Genomic DNA, 13,767 nt, shown 5'->3' on the forward strand with positions numbered 1-13,767 from the left:
GAAACAACGCCTACACGGGCGGCACCACCATCAGCGAAGGAACCCTGAAGGGCAACATCGCCAGCGGCACGGATTTGAGCATCGCCGACAGCGCCACCTATGACGGTGCCAACAAGGCTCGCTCCGTGGGTGGCCTCAACGGCGGCGGCAAGATCCTCAACACCAACGGCCTCACCGTCCAGAGCGGCGACTTCGCCGGGATCATCGACAACAGCAACACCAGCCTGCTCAAGACCGGCGCGGGCACACTGACCCTTTCGGGAACCAATACCTACACCGGCATGACCACGGTACGGAGCGGGACGTTGGCCCTGGGCAGCGATCTGACATCCAATCAACTCACTCTGTACGGCGGCACGGTATTCGACCGGGGAAGCCACAACCACAGCCTGGACAACGGTATCCTGAGTGTCAATGGGGCCAACGGCCAGAGCGCCATGTACAAAGGCGATCTTTCCGCTAGGAACGCGACCCTCAATTTCATCTCTCCGGTACATCCTACGCAGCCCCTGCTGCGCGTCACCGGCGATGCGGACGTCTCGGGCAGTGCCTGCAATGTGGGACTGGCGGGCGGTACGTCCCTGGCCTCCGGGTCTACCCTGACCCTGCTGGAGGTCGATCCGGACAAAACGCTCACGGCCAACAACTTGCAGCGCGGCAACGGGATTGTGCAGATCGGTTCCACCGTGGCGCACGACATCACTGCGGATGTGAATCTTGACCCGACAACAAGACGGCTGAATGCCGTCACCGCTCAAGTCAGCCCCGGCAGAGCCACGGATCAGTCCAAGGCCCTGTCCGAAGGCTTCCTCGGCGGACTGGCCCTGAACCTGCAAGGCGCGGACCTCGTGGCGGGCCGGGGCATGGATTCCGCCGTGCGGGCCTCCTCCGGTACGGACGACGCGGAAAGGCACGGCTTTGCCGGGTTCGGCGCGCTGTCCGGCGGTTCGTTGCGCTACAACACCGGCTCGCATCTGGACATGAACAGCCTTTCCCTGCTTACCGGCCTGTCCTGGGGAATCGACCTTGCGCCGGGCCGCCTGACCTTGGGCGCATTCTTTGAATACGGCAACGGCTCTTACGACACCCACAACTCCTTCACGAACGCCGCTTCCGTAGACGGCGACGGCAATGCCTACTATCTGGGCGGCGGCATTTTGGCCCGCATGGACTTCGTCAATATTGGGCCGGGCCGCTTCTAGGCCGAAGCCAGCGGACGCGCGGGCAAGACGCACAACGAGTACGACAGCTCGGATTTGCGCGACGCAGCCGGACGTAAGGCGGACTACGACAGCAGTTCTCCCTACTATGGCCTGCATTTCGGCACGGGCTACGTCTGGAACATCAACGATGCCGCCACCCTTGACCTGTACGGCAAGTACTTCTGGACACGGCAGCAGGGCGACAGCGTGGGCCTGTCCACCGGCGAACATCTGAGTTTCGACGACATCAACTCAAGCCGCCTGCGTTTCGGCGGGCGCTTCGCCTATATCCTGAACGAACACGTCGCTCCGTACATCGGCGCGGCCTGGGAACACGAATTCGACGGCAAGGCGCGAGCCACCACCAACGGCTTCGACATCGATGCCCCGAACCTGCACGGCAATACCGGCATCGGCGAACTGGGCATCTCCCTCACGCCCTCCGCTGACCTGCCCCTGACCGTAGACCTGGGCGTGCAGGGCTACACCGGCAAGCGCGAAGGCGTGACCGGCAGTCTGATGGTGAAGTGGGAATTCTGAGCGTCTGCAAAGGGGAGCGTCCGTTTTTTGTGTACGCCCCCAGCTTTAAACATCTCTTCAACTGCACACTCTGGAAAGGATAAAAAGGGGAACGAGCATCTATACTATCAAAAATTTCATCTACAACAATTCTCTGGAAGACCTAATATCGGCTGTGTCTGCTTCAGAAAAAATTCAAATGGTATGTAAACACCCAAAGGTATGTGCATCATATTTTAGGCTACGGATAGTTCGTGTGAGGTTATACGCAGTACACTCCAATACTTCGTAGGGGAACAAATTTATTCTCTTGGAGCAATTTCTACTATGCGGCGCGGTGTCGGCAACGGCGAATCGCGCCGCTTTTTTGCGGCATCCAATCCGAACCGGAATAAGGCCGTCCCGCTGAAAAAACTTCAAAAACCAATAATTCTACCACTCCTCCGCAAAAATCCACCGTGTTACTGCGATTATGTACGCACTTTTGTGTGCTGAACCAGCATCGGGAGGATTCATTATGCGGAATCTCACCAGACAACAGCGATAAATCGTGGAGATGCTGGCGAAAGGATTTCCCCTCAAAAATTATTGCAGGGAATCTCTCCATCGAGGTGGCTACGGTATATTGGCATTTGGCAGCAATTCGAAAAGCCTTCGGCGTTCATAGCAACATTGAGCTGTTGTACCACCTCAATGAGGAACCGGAGGCGAGTATATCTACTATTCGACTGATACCGCGCGGCAGGGAAGTTTTTGAACTCGCTATGAGCGGTCTGAGCATCAGAGAAATCAGTAAACGTCTTGGAATCATCTACAGCGGCGTCCTTCGGCACAAGGAAAAAATGCTCTTGCCGAACGAATGTAACTCTATGTTGGAATTGATTGCAAAATATCATGGGACAAATCCAAATCGTCAATTGTGAGGTCCATAACATGGAAATTGAAGGCCGCACCATCATACTTTCCACGCCGGAAGAACTGCTTCCTCTCATTACAAAAGCCGTCCGTACCGCTGAGCAGGGGAAAACGGCGGATGCCCCCGACTTGCCGGGTAAAAACTGCTTGCCCCGAAAGATGTGGAAAGAGAATTCGGCATTCACCAGAAGACACTCGCCTACTGGCATATGGAAGGCGTCGGTCCGGTATATACGAACTTCGGCAGGCGTGTCTTTTATGAGCGCGCCGTATTGGAAGAGTATATTGCATCCGGGCGTGTCCAAACCTCGGAATCAATCAAGTGATGGACTTCTCAGGCCAGCATATCCCCGATAATCGAGAGCTTTTCGCTTTCCTGACCAGAGAACAGATGAGCATACCGCATGGTCATGGTGATGTTCTTATGACGCATGAGCTTTTGCAGTTCCATGAGCGTCACCTTGCCGGACTGCGCCAACCAGGAGGCAAAGGTATGTCTCATGGTGTGCAGGGTGACGGCGTACAGACTGTCGCCGTCTTCCGGAGCCAGATTGAGCTTTCTGACGGCGGTCTGGAAACAGACGGGTGTTTTTCAAACGCCGTCTTCTTGCGAGGCTGTTGGAAGATGGGTTCCGCAGGCTTGCGCGTATACGCCTGGAGCATCCGGATCATATCCTCCGGCAGGCGGACGAATACCCGCTTTCCTCCCTTCTGAATGATATAGAGGCCGCAGGCATTGCCGTCCACATCCTGCCCGCGCAGTTTGAAAATTTCCGTGGGACGAAGGCCGGTTCGCAGGGAGAGCAAGGCCATATCGTGCAACTGCGGATGCCGCTTTTCAAGGTCGCCCAGAAGCGCCCTGACTTCCTCTCTGGTCAGGAAACGCAACCTTTCATTGTCAGCCTTTACCATCTTCCAAGTGCCGCCCTTGGTGGACAACGGGTTGACTCCGCTCCACATGCCTGTGGCGACGGCACGGTTTATGGCGGAACGCATAAAGCTGAAGATGTTGTTGACGGTCTGCCCGGTCAGCATTTTTCGCGTCGGTGCTTTGGCTTTAGGCTTTTTGGTGGCCTTTTTGGGCTTTGTATTCCCAGTAGGCGTTTTCAAAAGCTGCGCCTTGAGGCTGGAAAGCAAATTCGGAGTCAGATCGGCAATAGGCAAAGCGTGGGTTTTGGCCTTGGGGTGGGCGCAATACTGGCTGTAGTGCTGGTCAACGTACTTCCCTTCGCTTCTGCCCCAGGCAAGGTAGGCGTTCACTATCTCCCCGATGGTAACTTTGTCGCGCTCAATGGGATTGATGCCGGTGGCATCAAACTCGGCAAGGAACTTTGCCCGCTCCTTTCTGACCGTGGCCGGGCGGACGCCCTTGCTGTGCCTGCCAACGGTTTTCCAGTGGCCCTTACCTTCATGATCAGCGTACCAGAAGCAGTAGATTTTGTCGTACTCTCCGGTTCGCGGATCGCGCTTGGCGGACTGGCGGAAGAAGACGCCCTCGAACTTGGTCTTTGTGTATTTTCGAGTGAAGGGCAGGACGGCCCGGAAATCCCGGTTTCTCGTGCTCCTTCCATATTCCATATGGAATAAAAAACAGGCACGGCATCCTCAAGGACGGCGTGCCTGTTTACGCATTGCTTTAGACCGTATCGCCACGCCGGGCGTGGTACTCCGCTTTTTCCTGATACATACGTTTATCCGCCTGCCTCACCATATCCATGATGAGCATGTCCCCCTCGGCCCACACCTGCCCAAGCGACAGGGATTCGGGATACGCTTTATTGGCCTCCCGTTGGAGCGCGGCGATCTTCGCATAAAAGACCCGTTCCGGAATGTTCGGGCAGAGGAAGACAAATTCGTCTCCGCCAATACGGAAAAGATCGTCTCCCCTGAAATAGCGGCTGAATATCCGGCTGATGTCCCGGATGTATTTGTCGCCGGAGTCGTGCCCTTGCTGATCGTTGATGCGCTTTAACCCATTGAGATCCACAAAAACGACGCCGAGCGAATCCGGGGGATTTTTTTCGAGCTTCTGCAATACGGAAATATAGCTGTTTCTGTTGTGCAGCCCCGTCAAGTCGTCGCAGTAGCTCATCCGCTTGAGCTCGCTCTGCATATTACGCTTCCGTTGCTCATTCGTGACGAAATAGGCCAGAGAATGCAGCAGGGAATGATCATCCCGATTGGCTTTCGGGTTATCCACGCCGATGAACCCGGAAATGACGTCGTTCAGGACGAGAGGGACGACGATGAGGCTCTCGATACCTTGTGGCTTGAGTACGCTGTACATATCCAAATCGCTGTCCCGGATTGACTCAAGATTGTCGATGACCACATCCTCACGCCGCTCGAACATCTTCTGCCAACAGCTCATGTAGCTGATTGGCACGTTTTGAAGGACTTCTTTCTGAGGGAAAATACCTTCTGAACACCATTCATAGGTGTTGTTGGCGATGAGCCCGCCGTTTTTCAGAACGCTGTACTCGAAGATATAGGCACGATCGGCCTGATGCATCATTCCGAGGTTCTCCAGGACCATGTCCACGGCTTGCGGAAAATTTTCTTCCCTGTTCAGGATGCGGATGCATTCCAGCAAGGTACTCTCAATATCAAGCTTGCGCTGCACAGCTTGGCTGATATTTTCCTTTTCCGTAATGTCGACGGCGAATTCCAGCCGGGCAAGACGGCCATTCCAGCGGATCAGCTTGTCTCTGAGCAGATAATGGCGGTGCGAAATGGGATTCGTGAGCTCCCAAGTGTAGAACGTTTCGCAGTTGAGAAACTGATTCGTACAAAACGGACAAGGCGCGTCAATGCCTTGCAGGACTTCATAGCACTTCCTGCCTTTTCCGATGTCCGTAAGCCCGAATACCTTTTTTCCAAACTCGTTCAGATACAGGATTTCATACGTGGCGATATCGCTTACATAAACGATTTCATCCACTTCCTCCATAATAATCTGCAACAGGCTCTCCGGGCAGTCTTCGTGTTCACCGGAAACATACTGTGCTTTGGAAAAAGATGTTGTCATAATGCGAACCCATTCACATTTTGGATGACGACCATTTTCAAAATCGCCCAGCCACGCACATCCTGAATCAGCAGGCCAAGGCTAAATGGCGGATCACTATACGCGTTTTCCTTCCCATTTTTCCAATAATGAGAGCCAAAAACGTTTTTGGAGCCACATTATCGACTAAAGTATCTCATTTTACGCTAGAAACAACGTGTTATCAAGATGTCGGACGAGCAGGATCCAAAAGGCATCAGCCGTCCTCAAGCGCGGCGCCCTCGCCTCTTCCCCAAATGGCGTCTCAGTATCAGAGGACGCTGGGCACCCACGGCTCCCCTTTGTGGACAGTGCCCCCCACCCTGCCAAGAAAGCCGCCCGGCTTTATTGCATCCCCGGCCTTCTCGGGCTATCACACCGACCATGAACACGCTGCAACTCCGGAATTCCTTTCTGCTGCTTCTCACCGCCGTCATCTGGGGAGTGGCCTTCGTCGCCCAGAGCGTAGGCATGGATTATGTGGGCCCCTACACGTTTACCTGCGTGCGCTCCTTTATCGGCGGCCTGTTCCTCATTCCCTGCATCGCGCTGCTCAACAGGCTGAACCCCGTCTCCCCCGGCGGCATCAGGCCTTCGAACGCGAAATCGAAGGGCCAGCTCTGGATCGGCGGCGTGTGCTGCGGTGTGATGCTCTGCTTCGCAAGCTGTTTTCAGCAGATCGGCATCATGTACACGTCCGTGGGCAAGGCGGGGTTCATTACGGCCTTCTATATCATCATCGTCCCGCTCCTCGGGCTGTTCTTCAAAAAACGGTGCGGCCTGTTCGTCTGGCTCGGCGTGGCGCTGGCCATCGTCGGCCTCTATTTTCTCTGCATTACGGAGAGCCTGACCATCCAGTTCGGCGATTTCCTGATCTTCATCTGCGCCATCCTGTTTTCCATCCACATTTTGATCATCGACTACTTCACACTGCGCGTGGACGGCGTCAAAATGTCCTGTATCCAGTTTTTCGTCTGCGGCCTGCTCTGCGCGGTTCCCATGCTGCTCTTTGAGACGCCGGACATCACGCAGCTCCTCGCCGCATGGAAACCCGTCCTCTATGCGGGGATCATGTCGAGCGGCGTTGCCTATACGCTGCAAATCGTGGGACAGAAAGGCATGAATCCCACGGTCGCCTCCCTGATCCTCAGCCTCGAGGCTGTGGTGTCCGTACTGGCCGGATTCGTCATGCTGGACCAGCAACTGACCATGCGGGAAACGATGGGATGCGCCTTTATGTTCTGCGCGATCGTGTTTGCGCAGCTCCCGCAGAAGAACATAAAAAACGCTGAGGCTGTCTCAGCATAACGGGGTGCGGCATGAGGATATGCGTCATCACGGGCGGCACAGGCGGCATAGGGCTTCACCTTTGCGAAGGCTTCCAGCGCGCGGGGTATGCGGTCACGGCTCTCGACGTGGAACAGCACAAAGCCTTGCCTGACGTTATTGGCTTCATCCAAACCGACTTGAGACAGGCCGAGGCCGTCAGCGAGGCCTTCCGGCGGGTGACGGAACGGCACGGCACCGTCCATGTACTCGTCAACAACGCGGCCCTCGCCCATTTCCACAAGCCCGTCATGGAAATGACTGCCGACGAATTCGACAACGCCCTTTCCGTAAACCTGCGCGGCGCGTTCCTGTGCGCGCAGGCCTTCATCAAGGCCAACGCGGGGCAGGATTACGGGCGCATCATCAATATCGCCTCCACCCGCTGGAACCAGAACGAAGCGGGATGGGAGGCCTACGGCGCTTCAAAAGGGGGGCTTGTCTCCCTCACGAACACGCTGGCCGTCTCCCTGAGCGCCACGCCGATCACGGTCAACGCCGTAAGCCCCGGCTGGATACAGGTCGACGGCTATGAAACGCTTTCCCACTTGGATCATGCCCAGCATCCTTCCGGGCGTGTGGGTATCCCCCGCGACATCGTCAACGCCTGCCTGTTCCTTGCCCACGAGGAAAACGATTTCGTCAACGGGCACAACCTCGTCGTCGACGGGGGAATGACCAAACGGATGATCTACGTCGAATAGCGGTTTCGAAACACGGCGTCTCGTTAAACAGCACCGAGTCCAAAACACAAAAACACTACGCGGCCGGAGGCTCTCATGGATTGTCAACGCGATACGGAAGCACGCTCCCCCCTTCAGACGCAACTCTTTTCGCTTCAAGGCCATACCGCGCTTGTTACCGGCGCGGGTTCCGGGCTCGGCAAATATATGGCCCATGCCCTGCTCCACGCCGGGGCCAATCTTATCCTCGTCGGTCGCACGCTGGATCGCCTCGAAGCCTCGGCGGAAGAGATCTTTGCAAGCTTGAAGCATCAAGGCTGCCGCCTTGCGTATGATTCCGATCCCGCGGCACGCTCTGCCCATCGGGACCCGGACCAAAACAAACGCATCGCCTGCATTGCCTTCGATGTGAGCGAACTCAAGGCACTGCCGGAACTTGTCCAAAAGGCGTCCCAGCCTTTCGGCGCGCCGGACATCCTCGTCAATGCCGCCGGGCTGAATCCGCGCAAGCCGTGGAACGAACTTACGCCCGAGATTTGGGAATATACGCTGCGGCTCAATCTTTCCGCGCCGTTCTTCCTCGCTCAGGCCCTCGTGCCCGAAATGATGCAGCAGGGATGGGGGCGCATCATCAACATTGCCTCCCTTCAAAGCAGCCGGGCCTTCCCCAACGGCCTGCCCTACGGAGCGTCAAAGGGCGGCATAGCCCAACTCACGCGGGGCATGGCCGAAGCATGGTCGCGCCCCGGAGCGGGCATCACGGCCAACGCCATCGCGCCGGGCTTCTTCAAGACGCAGCTCACCGCCCCGCTCTTCGACAAGCCGGAAGTCGTCGAGGCTCTCGCCCGCCAAACCACTATGAAACGGGTGGGCTTCGCGGAAGATATTCAAGGGTTGACCATGTTCCTCGCTTCCCCCGCGTCCGACTATATCACGGGGCAGGTCATCCACATCGATGGAGGCTGGACCGCCATATAGGAGAGTCCCAACGCGCTGAGTGAGGAGGCGTTGGCCTTCTCACTCTGAGTATGTCCGATTTCCAAGCTTCCGGCCACTCTAACCGTTTCAACCGCATTCTTATAAAGACATATGCGCACGGTTTCATGAACAGGATAGACGGAAAGACTCGGGCCTCTTGGCCTTTTCACGTCTCTTTTCTCTTGAGCCCCATGCCCAGCGCCTTCATTTTCAGGTAGAGGGTGTTCCTTGAAAATCCGAGCAGCTTCGCCGCCTTGCTTTTGTTGCCGCCCGCCAGCGCCAGCGCGGATTCAATGGCCCTCTTTTCCGCCTCCCGCTGCATGGCCTGAAAAGAAAACGCGCCCGGCTCCACGGCTGCGGGCACATCCTCCGAGCGAGAGCCCATGAAAAGCCGCTCGGGCAGATAGCGCGGCGTCAGCTCGACCGCGTCGTCGTCCATGCAACAGTACGCATAGGCGAGCACATTCTTGAGTTCCCGCACGTTCCCCGGCCAGCCGTACCGCATGAAGAGGTCGAGCACGTCCTGCGATACCCGCATCTCAAGCGCCTTTTGCGGTCCGCAGATCCCCTCAATGAGCTGGGTGATCAGGGACGGGATGTCCCCCCTGTGCTTGCGGAGGGGCGGCAGATTCAGCTCAAGAATGTTCAGGCGGTGGTACAGATCCTCGCGGAACTGCCGTTTGTCCACGAGTTCCGGCAGGTTGCGGTTGGTTGCGGCGATGAGGCGGAAATCCGAATACTTGCTGCCGCTCATCCCGATCTTCTGGATCTCATTGCTCTCCAGCACGCGCAGCAGCTTTGCCTGAAGATACAGCGGGAGTTCGCCGATCTCGTCAAGAAAGATCGTGCCCTTGTCCGCCAGCTCGAACTTGCCTTTCTGCCCGCCTTTCCGCGCTCCGGTAAAAGCTCCCTCCACATAGCCGAACAGTTCCGATTCAGCCAATTCACGCGGCAAAGCCGCACAGTTTACTAAAATGAAAGATCCGTTCGCGCGAGGGCTCGCCTTGTGGATGGCCTGCGCGAACAATTCCTTTCCCGTGCCGCTTTCCCCGAGGATCAGCACGGGCTCCCTGCTGCGCGCGAACCGCTTCCCCATTGCCTTGAGTGCCTGCATCACGCTGGTATCGCCGACGAGATCGTCAAACGTACGCAGGCCCCCGCCCGTCGTTTCCTGTGCGATGAAGTACCCGACCTTGCGTTTGAGCTGTTGGAGGTTGTGCAATAGCTCCTCAATGCGCTCATTGTCGTGCGTGGTAACGATCACTTCCGAAAGGCAGCAGACCAGATTTCCTTTGTCGTCCAGAATAGGGCAACGGCGGCATAACCCTTCGATTCCATTGTAGGAGATGCTGTTCACCGTATTGATCTGCCGTGTCTGCAACGAATTGAGGACGCCCGCCCTTCCCGTCTGGAATATGGCGTCGATTTTTTTGCCTACGACGCTCTCGGACGGATCAAGCCCATAGATGTGGTAGCAGGACTGCGAAAAATACCTGACCGTCCCCGTAGGGTCCGTGAGTGAAACGCCGATGCTCAGGGCATCAAGCAGCTGATGGAACAACGGGTTTTCAACAAGCCGTTTGAAATCCTCATCCGAAGCGATGGGAAAAGGCATGGACATAAAGTCTCCCAGTGTATGCATCCCACGTCAGGCAGAAGAACAAGACATTTCTGTCATAAAAAAGAGACATTTTTCTTTAAAAATTAATAAATACAGTATGATATTGTTTTATCTCAGTATAATGACAAATGACACTTTTGGGAAGGTCCTTAACGCATAACAAATGAAATTTATTTATTCTTTTTTTATGGAATACCGCTTGCAGACAAAGACGTCCAGAGAGAGCCCGCATGGGCTCAGCGCACTCAAACGCTCGGGTCAACCTCAAAGACGGAGTTTTGTCATGGGAAGCGGTTTTGAAAATCTCATCCTTTTTGGCCTCCTTTCGCTGATGCTGCTCATCGGCACCCTGCTGCGCGCAAAAGTCAAACTGTTTCAGGACTATCTGGTCCCCGCCAGCATCATCGGCGGCCTGATCGGCTTTGCCATCGTTTCCACGGGCTGGCTTAAAATCGGAGAATGGCAGATCACGAGCAGCAGCTTTAACTGGTTCCTGTTCCACGCCTTCAACATCAGCTACATTTCGCTTCTGCTGACACGCCCGCGCGGCAATCAGGAAAATACGTCCAAAGAAGTCGTGCGCGGGGGCATGTGGCAGACGCTGATCTGGACAATCAGCCTTCCCGCGCAAGCCCTCATCGGCGGCGCGGTGATCTGGCTGTATAATCTGGCGACCGGAAACAGCCTCAACGAATTCATCGGCATGATCGTAACCCACGGCTATACGCAGGGCCCCGGGCAAGCCTATGCCTTCGGCACGCTGTGGGAAAAGGGCGGCATCGCCGACTGCGCCACCATCGGCGTGATCTACGCGGCGCTCGGCTTCCTTTCGGCCGCCATCGTCGGTGTACCCGTAGCCCGATGGTTCGTCCGCAAGGGCCTCAACGCCAACAAGACCGGAGCTTCCATCACCAAAGAATTCCTGACCGGCATCATGGACGAGAAGTCCACCGCAACCAATGGACGTGAAACGACCCACGCTTCCACCATCGACACGCTGGCCTTCCATGTCGCCCTCGTCGGCATCGTCTATCTCATCACCTATGCCGAACTGAGCTGGCTCGAAACCCACATCAAACCCTTCTTTGACCAATACAAGTGGCTTAAGGGATTCGGGGCCACCCTCAGTATGCCGATGTTCTTCATTCACGGCCTCATCGTCGCGTGGCTTCTCCGTACCCTGCTCCTCAAGCTCGGCGCGGGCAGGCTCATGGACCCCGTTGTCCAGACCCGCATCACCGGGGCCTCCGTGGACTACCTGCTGACAGCCACCTTGATGTCCATCCACCTCGTCGTCCTCAAGCAGTACGTCATCCCCATCTTCCTCGTGGCGTTCACCGTCACCCTGTTCGCTCTCGCCCTCAACCTTTGGTTCGGACGCCGGACCAATTACGGGCCTGAGCGGGTGCTCTGCCAGTTCGGCTGCTGTTGCGGTTCCACAGCCACCGGCCTGCTGCTTCTGCGCATCATCGACCCGGATTTCAGCACGCCCGCCACGCTTGAGCTCGCCTTCTTCAATGTGGGCATCCTTGTAACGTGCGCCCCCATCCTCTATTTCTTCGCCCCCGCGTTCTACACGTTCACGGGAATGGAAATCCTCATGATCTACGGCTCGATCACCGTCATTGGCATCGCCGCCATGTTCGCCCTGAAGCTGGTCGGACAAAAGCAGTGGTAACGGCGGCCGTACCTCCGCACCAGTCCGGTGGGGTGGTACGGTCCTTCTCTTCCACGTGCGGCGTGCCCCCGCACGGCACCTCACTGGTTAAAAAAGGAAATGGTTATGCTCACAAACGAATACACGCTTATCACCTGCCCGGAAATACTTACTATGGACGAGGGAACCCCCACCGCCGAAGCCGTTTGCATCAGTGAAGGGAAAATTCTCGCCGTCGGTACGCTGGAAGAACTCCGCGCATTCGCCCCCCCGCATCGGCGCAAGGAAATCCATCTGGAGGAAGGCGTGCTCCTCCCCGGCTTCATAGACTCGCACAGCCACCTTTCCATGTACGCGCAGTGCCGCACCCAATTTTTCTGTGATACGGCCCACGGGACCATCGGCAACCTGCTGTCCGCCTTTCGCATGCACGCCGCCACGCAGACCGACACGGAATGGATCATAGGGTATTGTTACGACGACACGGGCATGAGCGACCACCGCCACTTGACCCGCCATGATCTCGATGCGGTCAGTCAGGAGCGGCCTGTTTTCGTATCACACATCACGAGCCACATGGGGTATGCGAACACGCTCGGCCTCGCCAAGCTCGGCGTCACCGCGGATTTTTCCGTCGAAGGCGGAATGGTTGTACTCGGGAATGACGGGATGCCGGAAGGACTGCTTAAAGAGAACGCCTATTTCAAGGTATTTCAAAAGATTCCGGCCTGCCCGCCCGAGAAGCTCCCTGAGAAAATCGAATATGCGATCGCCGACTATAACCGTGCGGGATTCACGATGTTTCAGGATGGAGGCATCGGCCTCAGCAACGGCGCTCACGGCATTCTCCGCTCCTACAACCGGCTGGCCCGGGAAAAACGCATGAACGCCCGAGGCTACCTGCATTTCATGCCCAACATCATGGATGAAATGCTCGAACTCGGCACATGGAACATGCCCGTTTCCGACTATCTCTACTACGGGGGGGTGAAATCATTTGCGGACGGCTCGATCCAGTCCCTGACCGCCGTGCTCGGGGAGCCTTACGCCTGCAAACCCGATTTTTGCGGAGATCATGTCCTCACGCCCGAGCAGATCGCCGAGCTGATTGCCAAGTACCACTGCCAGGGCGTCCCCGTCGCCTTCCATGCCAATGGCGACGCCGCCATCGAATTCGTCGTGCGGGGGTTTGAAGAGGCCCTCCGAAAGTGCCCGAGGAAAGTCCCCGGAGACATGATCATCCATGTGCAGATGGCGACTGACGAACAGCTGTCCCGGCTCCATGCCTGCGGGGTCACGCCGACGTTCTTTGTCCGCCACGTCAACGTCTGGGGCGAGCGCCACGTCAACCTGTTCCTCGGCGAAGAGCGGGCCGCGCGGCTCGATCCCTGCGGTTCCTGCGTGCGCATGGGAATTCCCTTCGGCCTCCATGTCGACTCTCCGGTGCAGCCCGTGGATGCCATCCGTTCCATCCATACCGCCGTCAACCGCACAACCACGGCGGGGCGCATTCTCGGCCCTGATCAGAGGATCTCGCCGCTCGACGCCCTCAAAGCCTACACCGTCAATGCCGCCAAGTGCAGCGCACGGGATCATGCCGTCGGTACAATCGCTCCCGGATACTATGCGGATTTTGTGCAGCTTTCCGGAAATCCGCTGACCGTGCCGCCCGAGTCCATCGAAACGCTTTCCGTGCTCAAGACCATCTCCGGAGGGCGCATCGTCTACGAATCCTGAGATCATCTCCGCGGCTGCCAGCCGTTCACGCAAAGGCTGGCAGCCTCTTTTCTCCGTCCCGCGTTTGCCTCCCTTCCCCGTTT

At 56.8% G+C, this 13,767-nt stretch carries 11 protein-coding genes and 1 pseudogene; 8 read left to right on the plus strand and 4 right to left on the minus strand.

Annotated elements, in window-relative coordinates:
- The 3 genes and pseudogenes from T370_RS23370 to T370_RS24735 all read left to right on the plus strand — a co-directional run.
- Positions 1 to 1,202: autotransporter-associated beta strand repeat-containing protein (locus T370_RS23370; RefSeq protein WP_211250439.1), on the plus strand; the 1,202-nt coding region annotated here is incomplete at its 5' end.
- A gap of 21 nt (positions 1,203 to 1,223) precedes the next feature.
- Positions 1,224 to 1,742: pseudogene (locus T370_RS23375) on the plus strand (autotransporter outer membrane beta-barrel domain-containing protein); the annotation flags it as partial.
- A 467-nt stretch (positions 1,743 to 2,209) separates the two neighbouring features.
- A complete protein-coding gene (locus T370_RS24735; RefSeq protein WP_156034307.1) occupies positions 2,210 to 2,644 on the plus strand; it encodes a helix-turn-helix domain-containing protein in 435 nt (144 codons plus the stop codon).
- A 326-nt stretch (positions 2,645 to 2,970) separates the two neighbouring features.
- On the opposite strand, the gene T370_RS26035 is transcribed toward T370_RS24735, so the two are convergent.
- The 3 genes from T370_RS26035 to T370_RS0100025 are packed head-to-tail and all read right to left on the minus strand — an operon-like array spanning position 2,971 to position 5,664.
- Positions 2,971 to 3,186 (minus strand): tyrosine-type recombinase/integrase, encoded by a 216-nt coding sequence (locus tag T370_RS26035; RefSeq protein WP_081847442.1) that lies wholly within the window; start codon positions 3,184 to 3,186, stop codon positions 2,971 to 2,973.
- Positions 3,135 to 4,214, minus strand: coding sequence for a tyrosine-type recombinase/integrase (locus T370_RS26040; protein WP_029434300.1), 1,080 nt, complete (start codon positions 4,212 to 4,214; stop codon positions 3,135 to 3,137). The genes T370_RS26035 and T370_RS26040 overlap by 52 nt, the downstream gene beginning before the upstream one ends.
- A 58-nt stretch (positions 4,215 to 4,272) precedes the next feature.
- Positions 4,273 to 5,664 (minus strand): GGDEF domain-containing protein, encoded by a 1,392-nt coding sequence (locus T370_RS0100025; protein WP_034505396.1) that lies wholly within the window; start codon positions 5,662 to 5,664, stop codon positions 4,273 to 4,275.
- A 402-nt stretch (positions 5,665 to 6,066) separates the two neighbouring features.
- On the opposite strand from T370_RS0100025, the gene T370_RS0100030 reads away from it, so the two are divergent.
- The 3 genes from T370_RS0100030 to T370_RS0100040 all read left to right on the plus strand — a co-directional run bounded on the left by T370_RS0100030 (position 6,067) and on the right by T370_RS0100040 (position 8,669).
- On the plus strand, positions 6,067 to 6,990 hold the full coding sequence (locus T370_RS0100030; protein ID WP_029434302.1) for a DMT family transporter: 924 nt from the start codon (positions 6,067 to 6,069) through the stop codon (positions 6,988 to 6,990).
- Between the two features lie 11 nt (positions 6,991 to 7,001).
- The gene (locus tag T370_RS0100035; protein WP_029434303.1) at positions 7,002 to 7,712 is read left to right on the plus strand and encodes an SDR family NAD(P)-dependent oxidoreductase; all 711 of its coding nucleotides are present in this window, start codon (positions 7,002 to 7,004) and stop codon (positions 7,710 to 7,712) included.
- 75 nt (positions 7,713 to 7,787) lie between these two features.
- Positions 7,788 to 8,669 (plus strand): SDR family NAD(P)-dependent oxidoreductase, encoded by an 882-nt coding sequence (locus T370_RS0100040; RefSeq protein WP_029434304.1) that lies wholly within the window; start codon positions 7,788 to 7,790, stop codon positions 8,667 to 8,669.
- Between the two features lie 166 nt (positions 8,670 to 8,835).
- On the opposite strand, the gene T370_RS0100045 is transcribed toward T370_RS0100040, so the two are convergent.
- A complete protein-coding gene (locus T370_RS0100045) occupies positions 8,836 to 10,290 on the minus strand; it encodes a sigma-54 interaction domain-containing protein (RefSeq protein WP_029434305.1) in 1,455 nt (484 codons plus the stop codon).
- A 283-nt stretch (positions 10,291 to 10,573) separates the two neighbouring features.
- Here T370_RS0100045 and T370_RS0100050 point away from each other — a divergent pair, with 283 nt between their 5' ends.
- Together T370_RS0100050 and T370_RS0100055 are read left to right on the plus strand one after the other, a co-directional pair.
- Positions 10,574 to 11,968 carry a sodium/glutamate symporter gene (locus T370_RS0100050; RefSeq protein WP_029434306.1) on the plus strand — a complete coding sequence of 465 codons (1,395 nt, stop codon included), beginning with the start codon at positions 10,574 to 10,576 and terminating at the stop codon, positions 11,966 to 11,968.
- 105 nt (positions 11,969 to 12,073) lie between these two features.
- Positions 12,074 to 13,684 carry an amidohydrolase gene (locus T370_RS0100055; RefSeq protein WP_029434307.1) on the plus strand — a complete coding sequence of 537 codons (1,611 nt, stop codon included), beginning with the start codon at positions 12,074 to 12,076 and terminating at the stop codon, positions 13,682 to 13,684.
- Positions 13,685 to 13,767: the final 83 nt, after the last annotated feature.

Source organism: Bilophila wadsworthia ATCC 49260 (genome assembly GCF_000701705.1).
In the GTDB taxonomy this organism is placed as follows: domain Bacteria; phylum Desulfobacterota; class Desulfovibrionia; order Desulfovibrionales; family Desulfovibrionaceae; genus Bilophila; species Bilophila wadsworthia.

Bases quoted from the DNA above. Each gene is read 5' to 3' on its own strand.
- T370_RS0100050 (WP_029434306.1), top strand. From the start codon at position 10,574: ATGGGAAGCGGTTTTGAAAATCTCATCCTTTTTGGCCTCCTTTCGCTG.
- T370_RS0100030 (WP_029434302.1), top strand. From the start codon at position 6,067: ATGAACACGCTGCAACTCCGGAATTCCTTTCTGCTGCTTCTCACCGCC.
- T370_RS0100035 (WP_029434303.1), top strand. From the start codon at position 7,002: ATGAGGATATGCGTCATCACGGGCGGCACAGGCGGCATAGGGCTTCAC.
- T370_RS0100025 (WP_034505396.1), bottom strand. From the start codon at position 5,664: ATGACAACATCTTTTTCCAAAGCACAGTATGTTTCCGGTGAACACGAA.
- T370_RS0100040 (WP_029434304.1), top strand. From the start codon at position 7,788: ATGGATTGTCAACGCGATACGGAAGCACGCTCCCCCCTTCAGACGCAA.
- T370_RS26040 (WP_029434300.1), bottom strand. From the start codon at position 4,214: ATGGAATATGGAAGGAGCACGAGAAACCGGGATTTCCGGGCCGTCCTG.
- T370_RS0100045 (WP_029434305.1), bottom strand. From the start codon at position 10,290: ATGTCCATGCCTTTTCCCATCGCTTCGGATGAGGATTTCAAACGGCTT.
- T370_RS0100055 (WP_029434307.1), top strand. From the start codon at position 12,074: ATGCTCACAAACGAATACACGCTTATCACCTGCCCGGAAATACTTACT.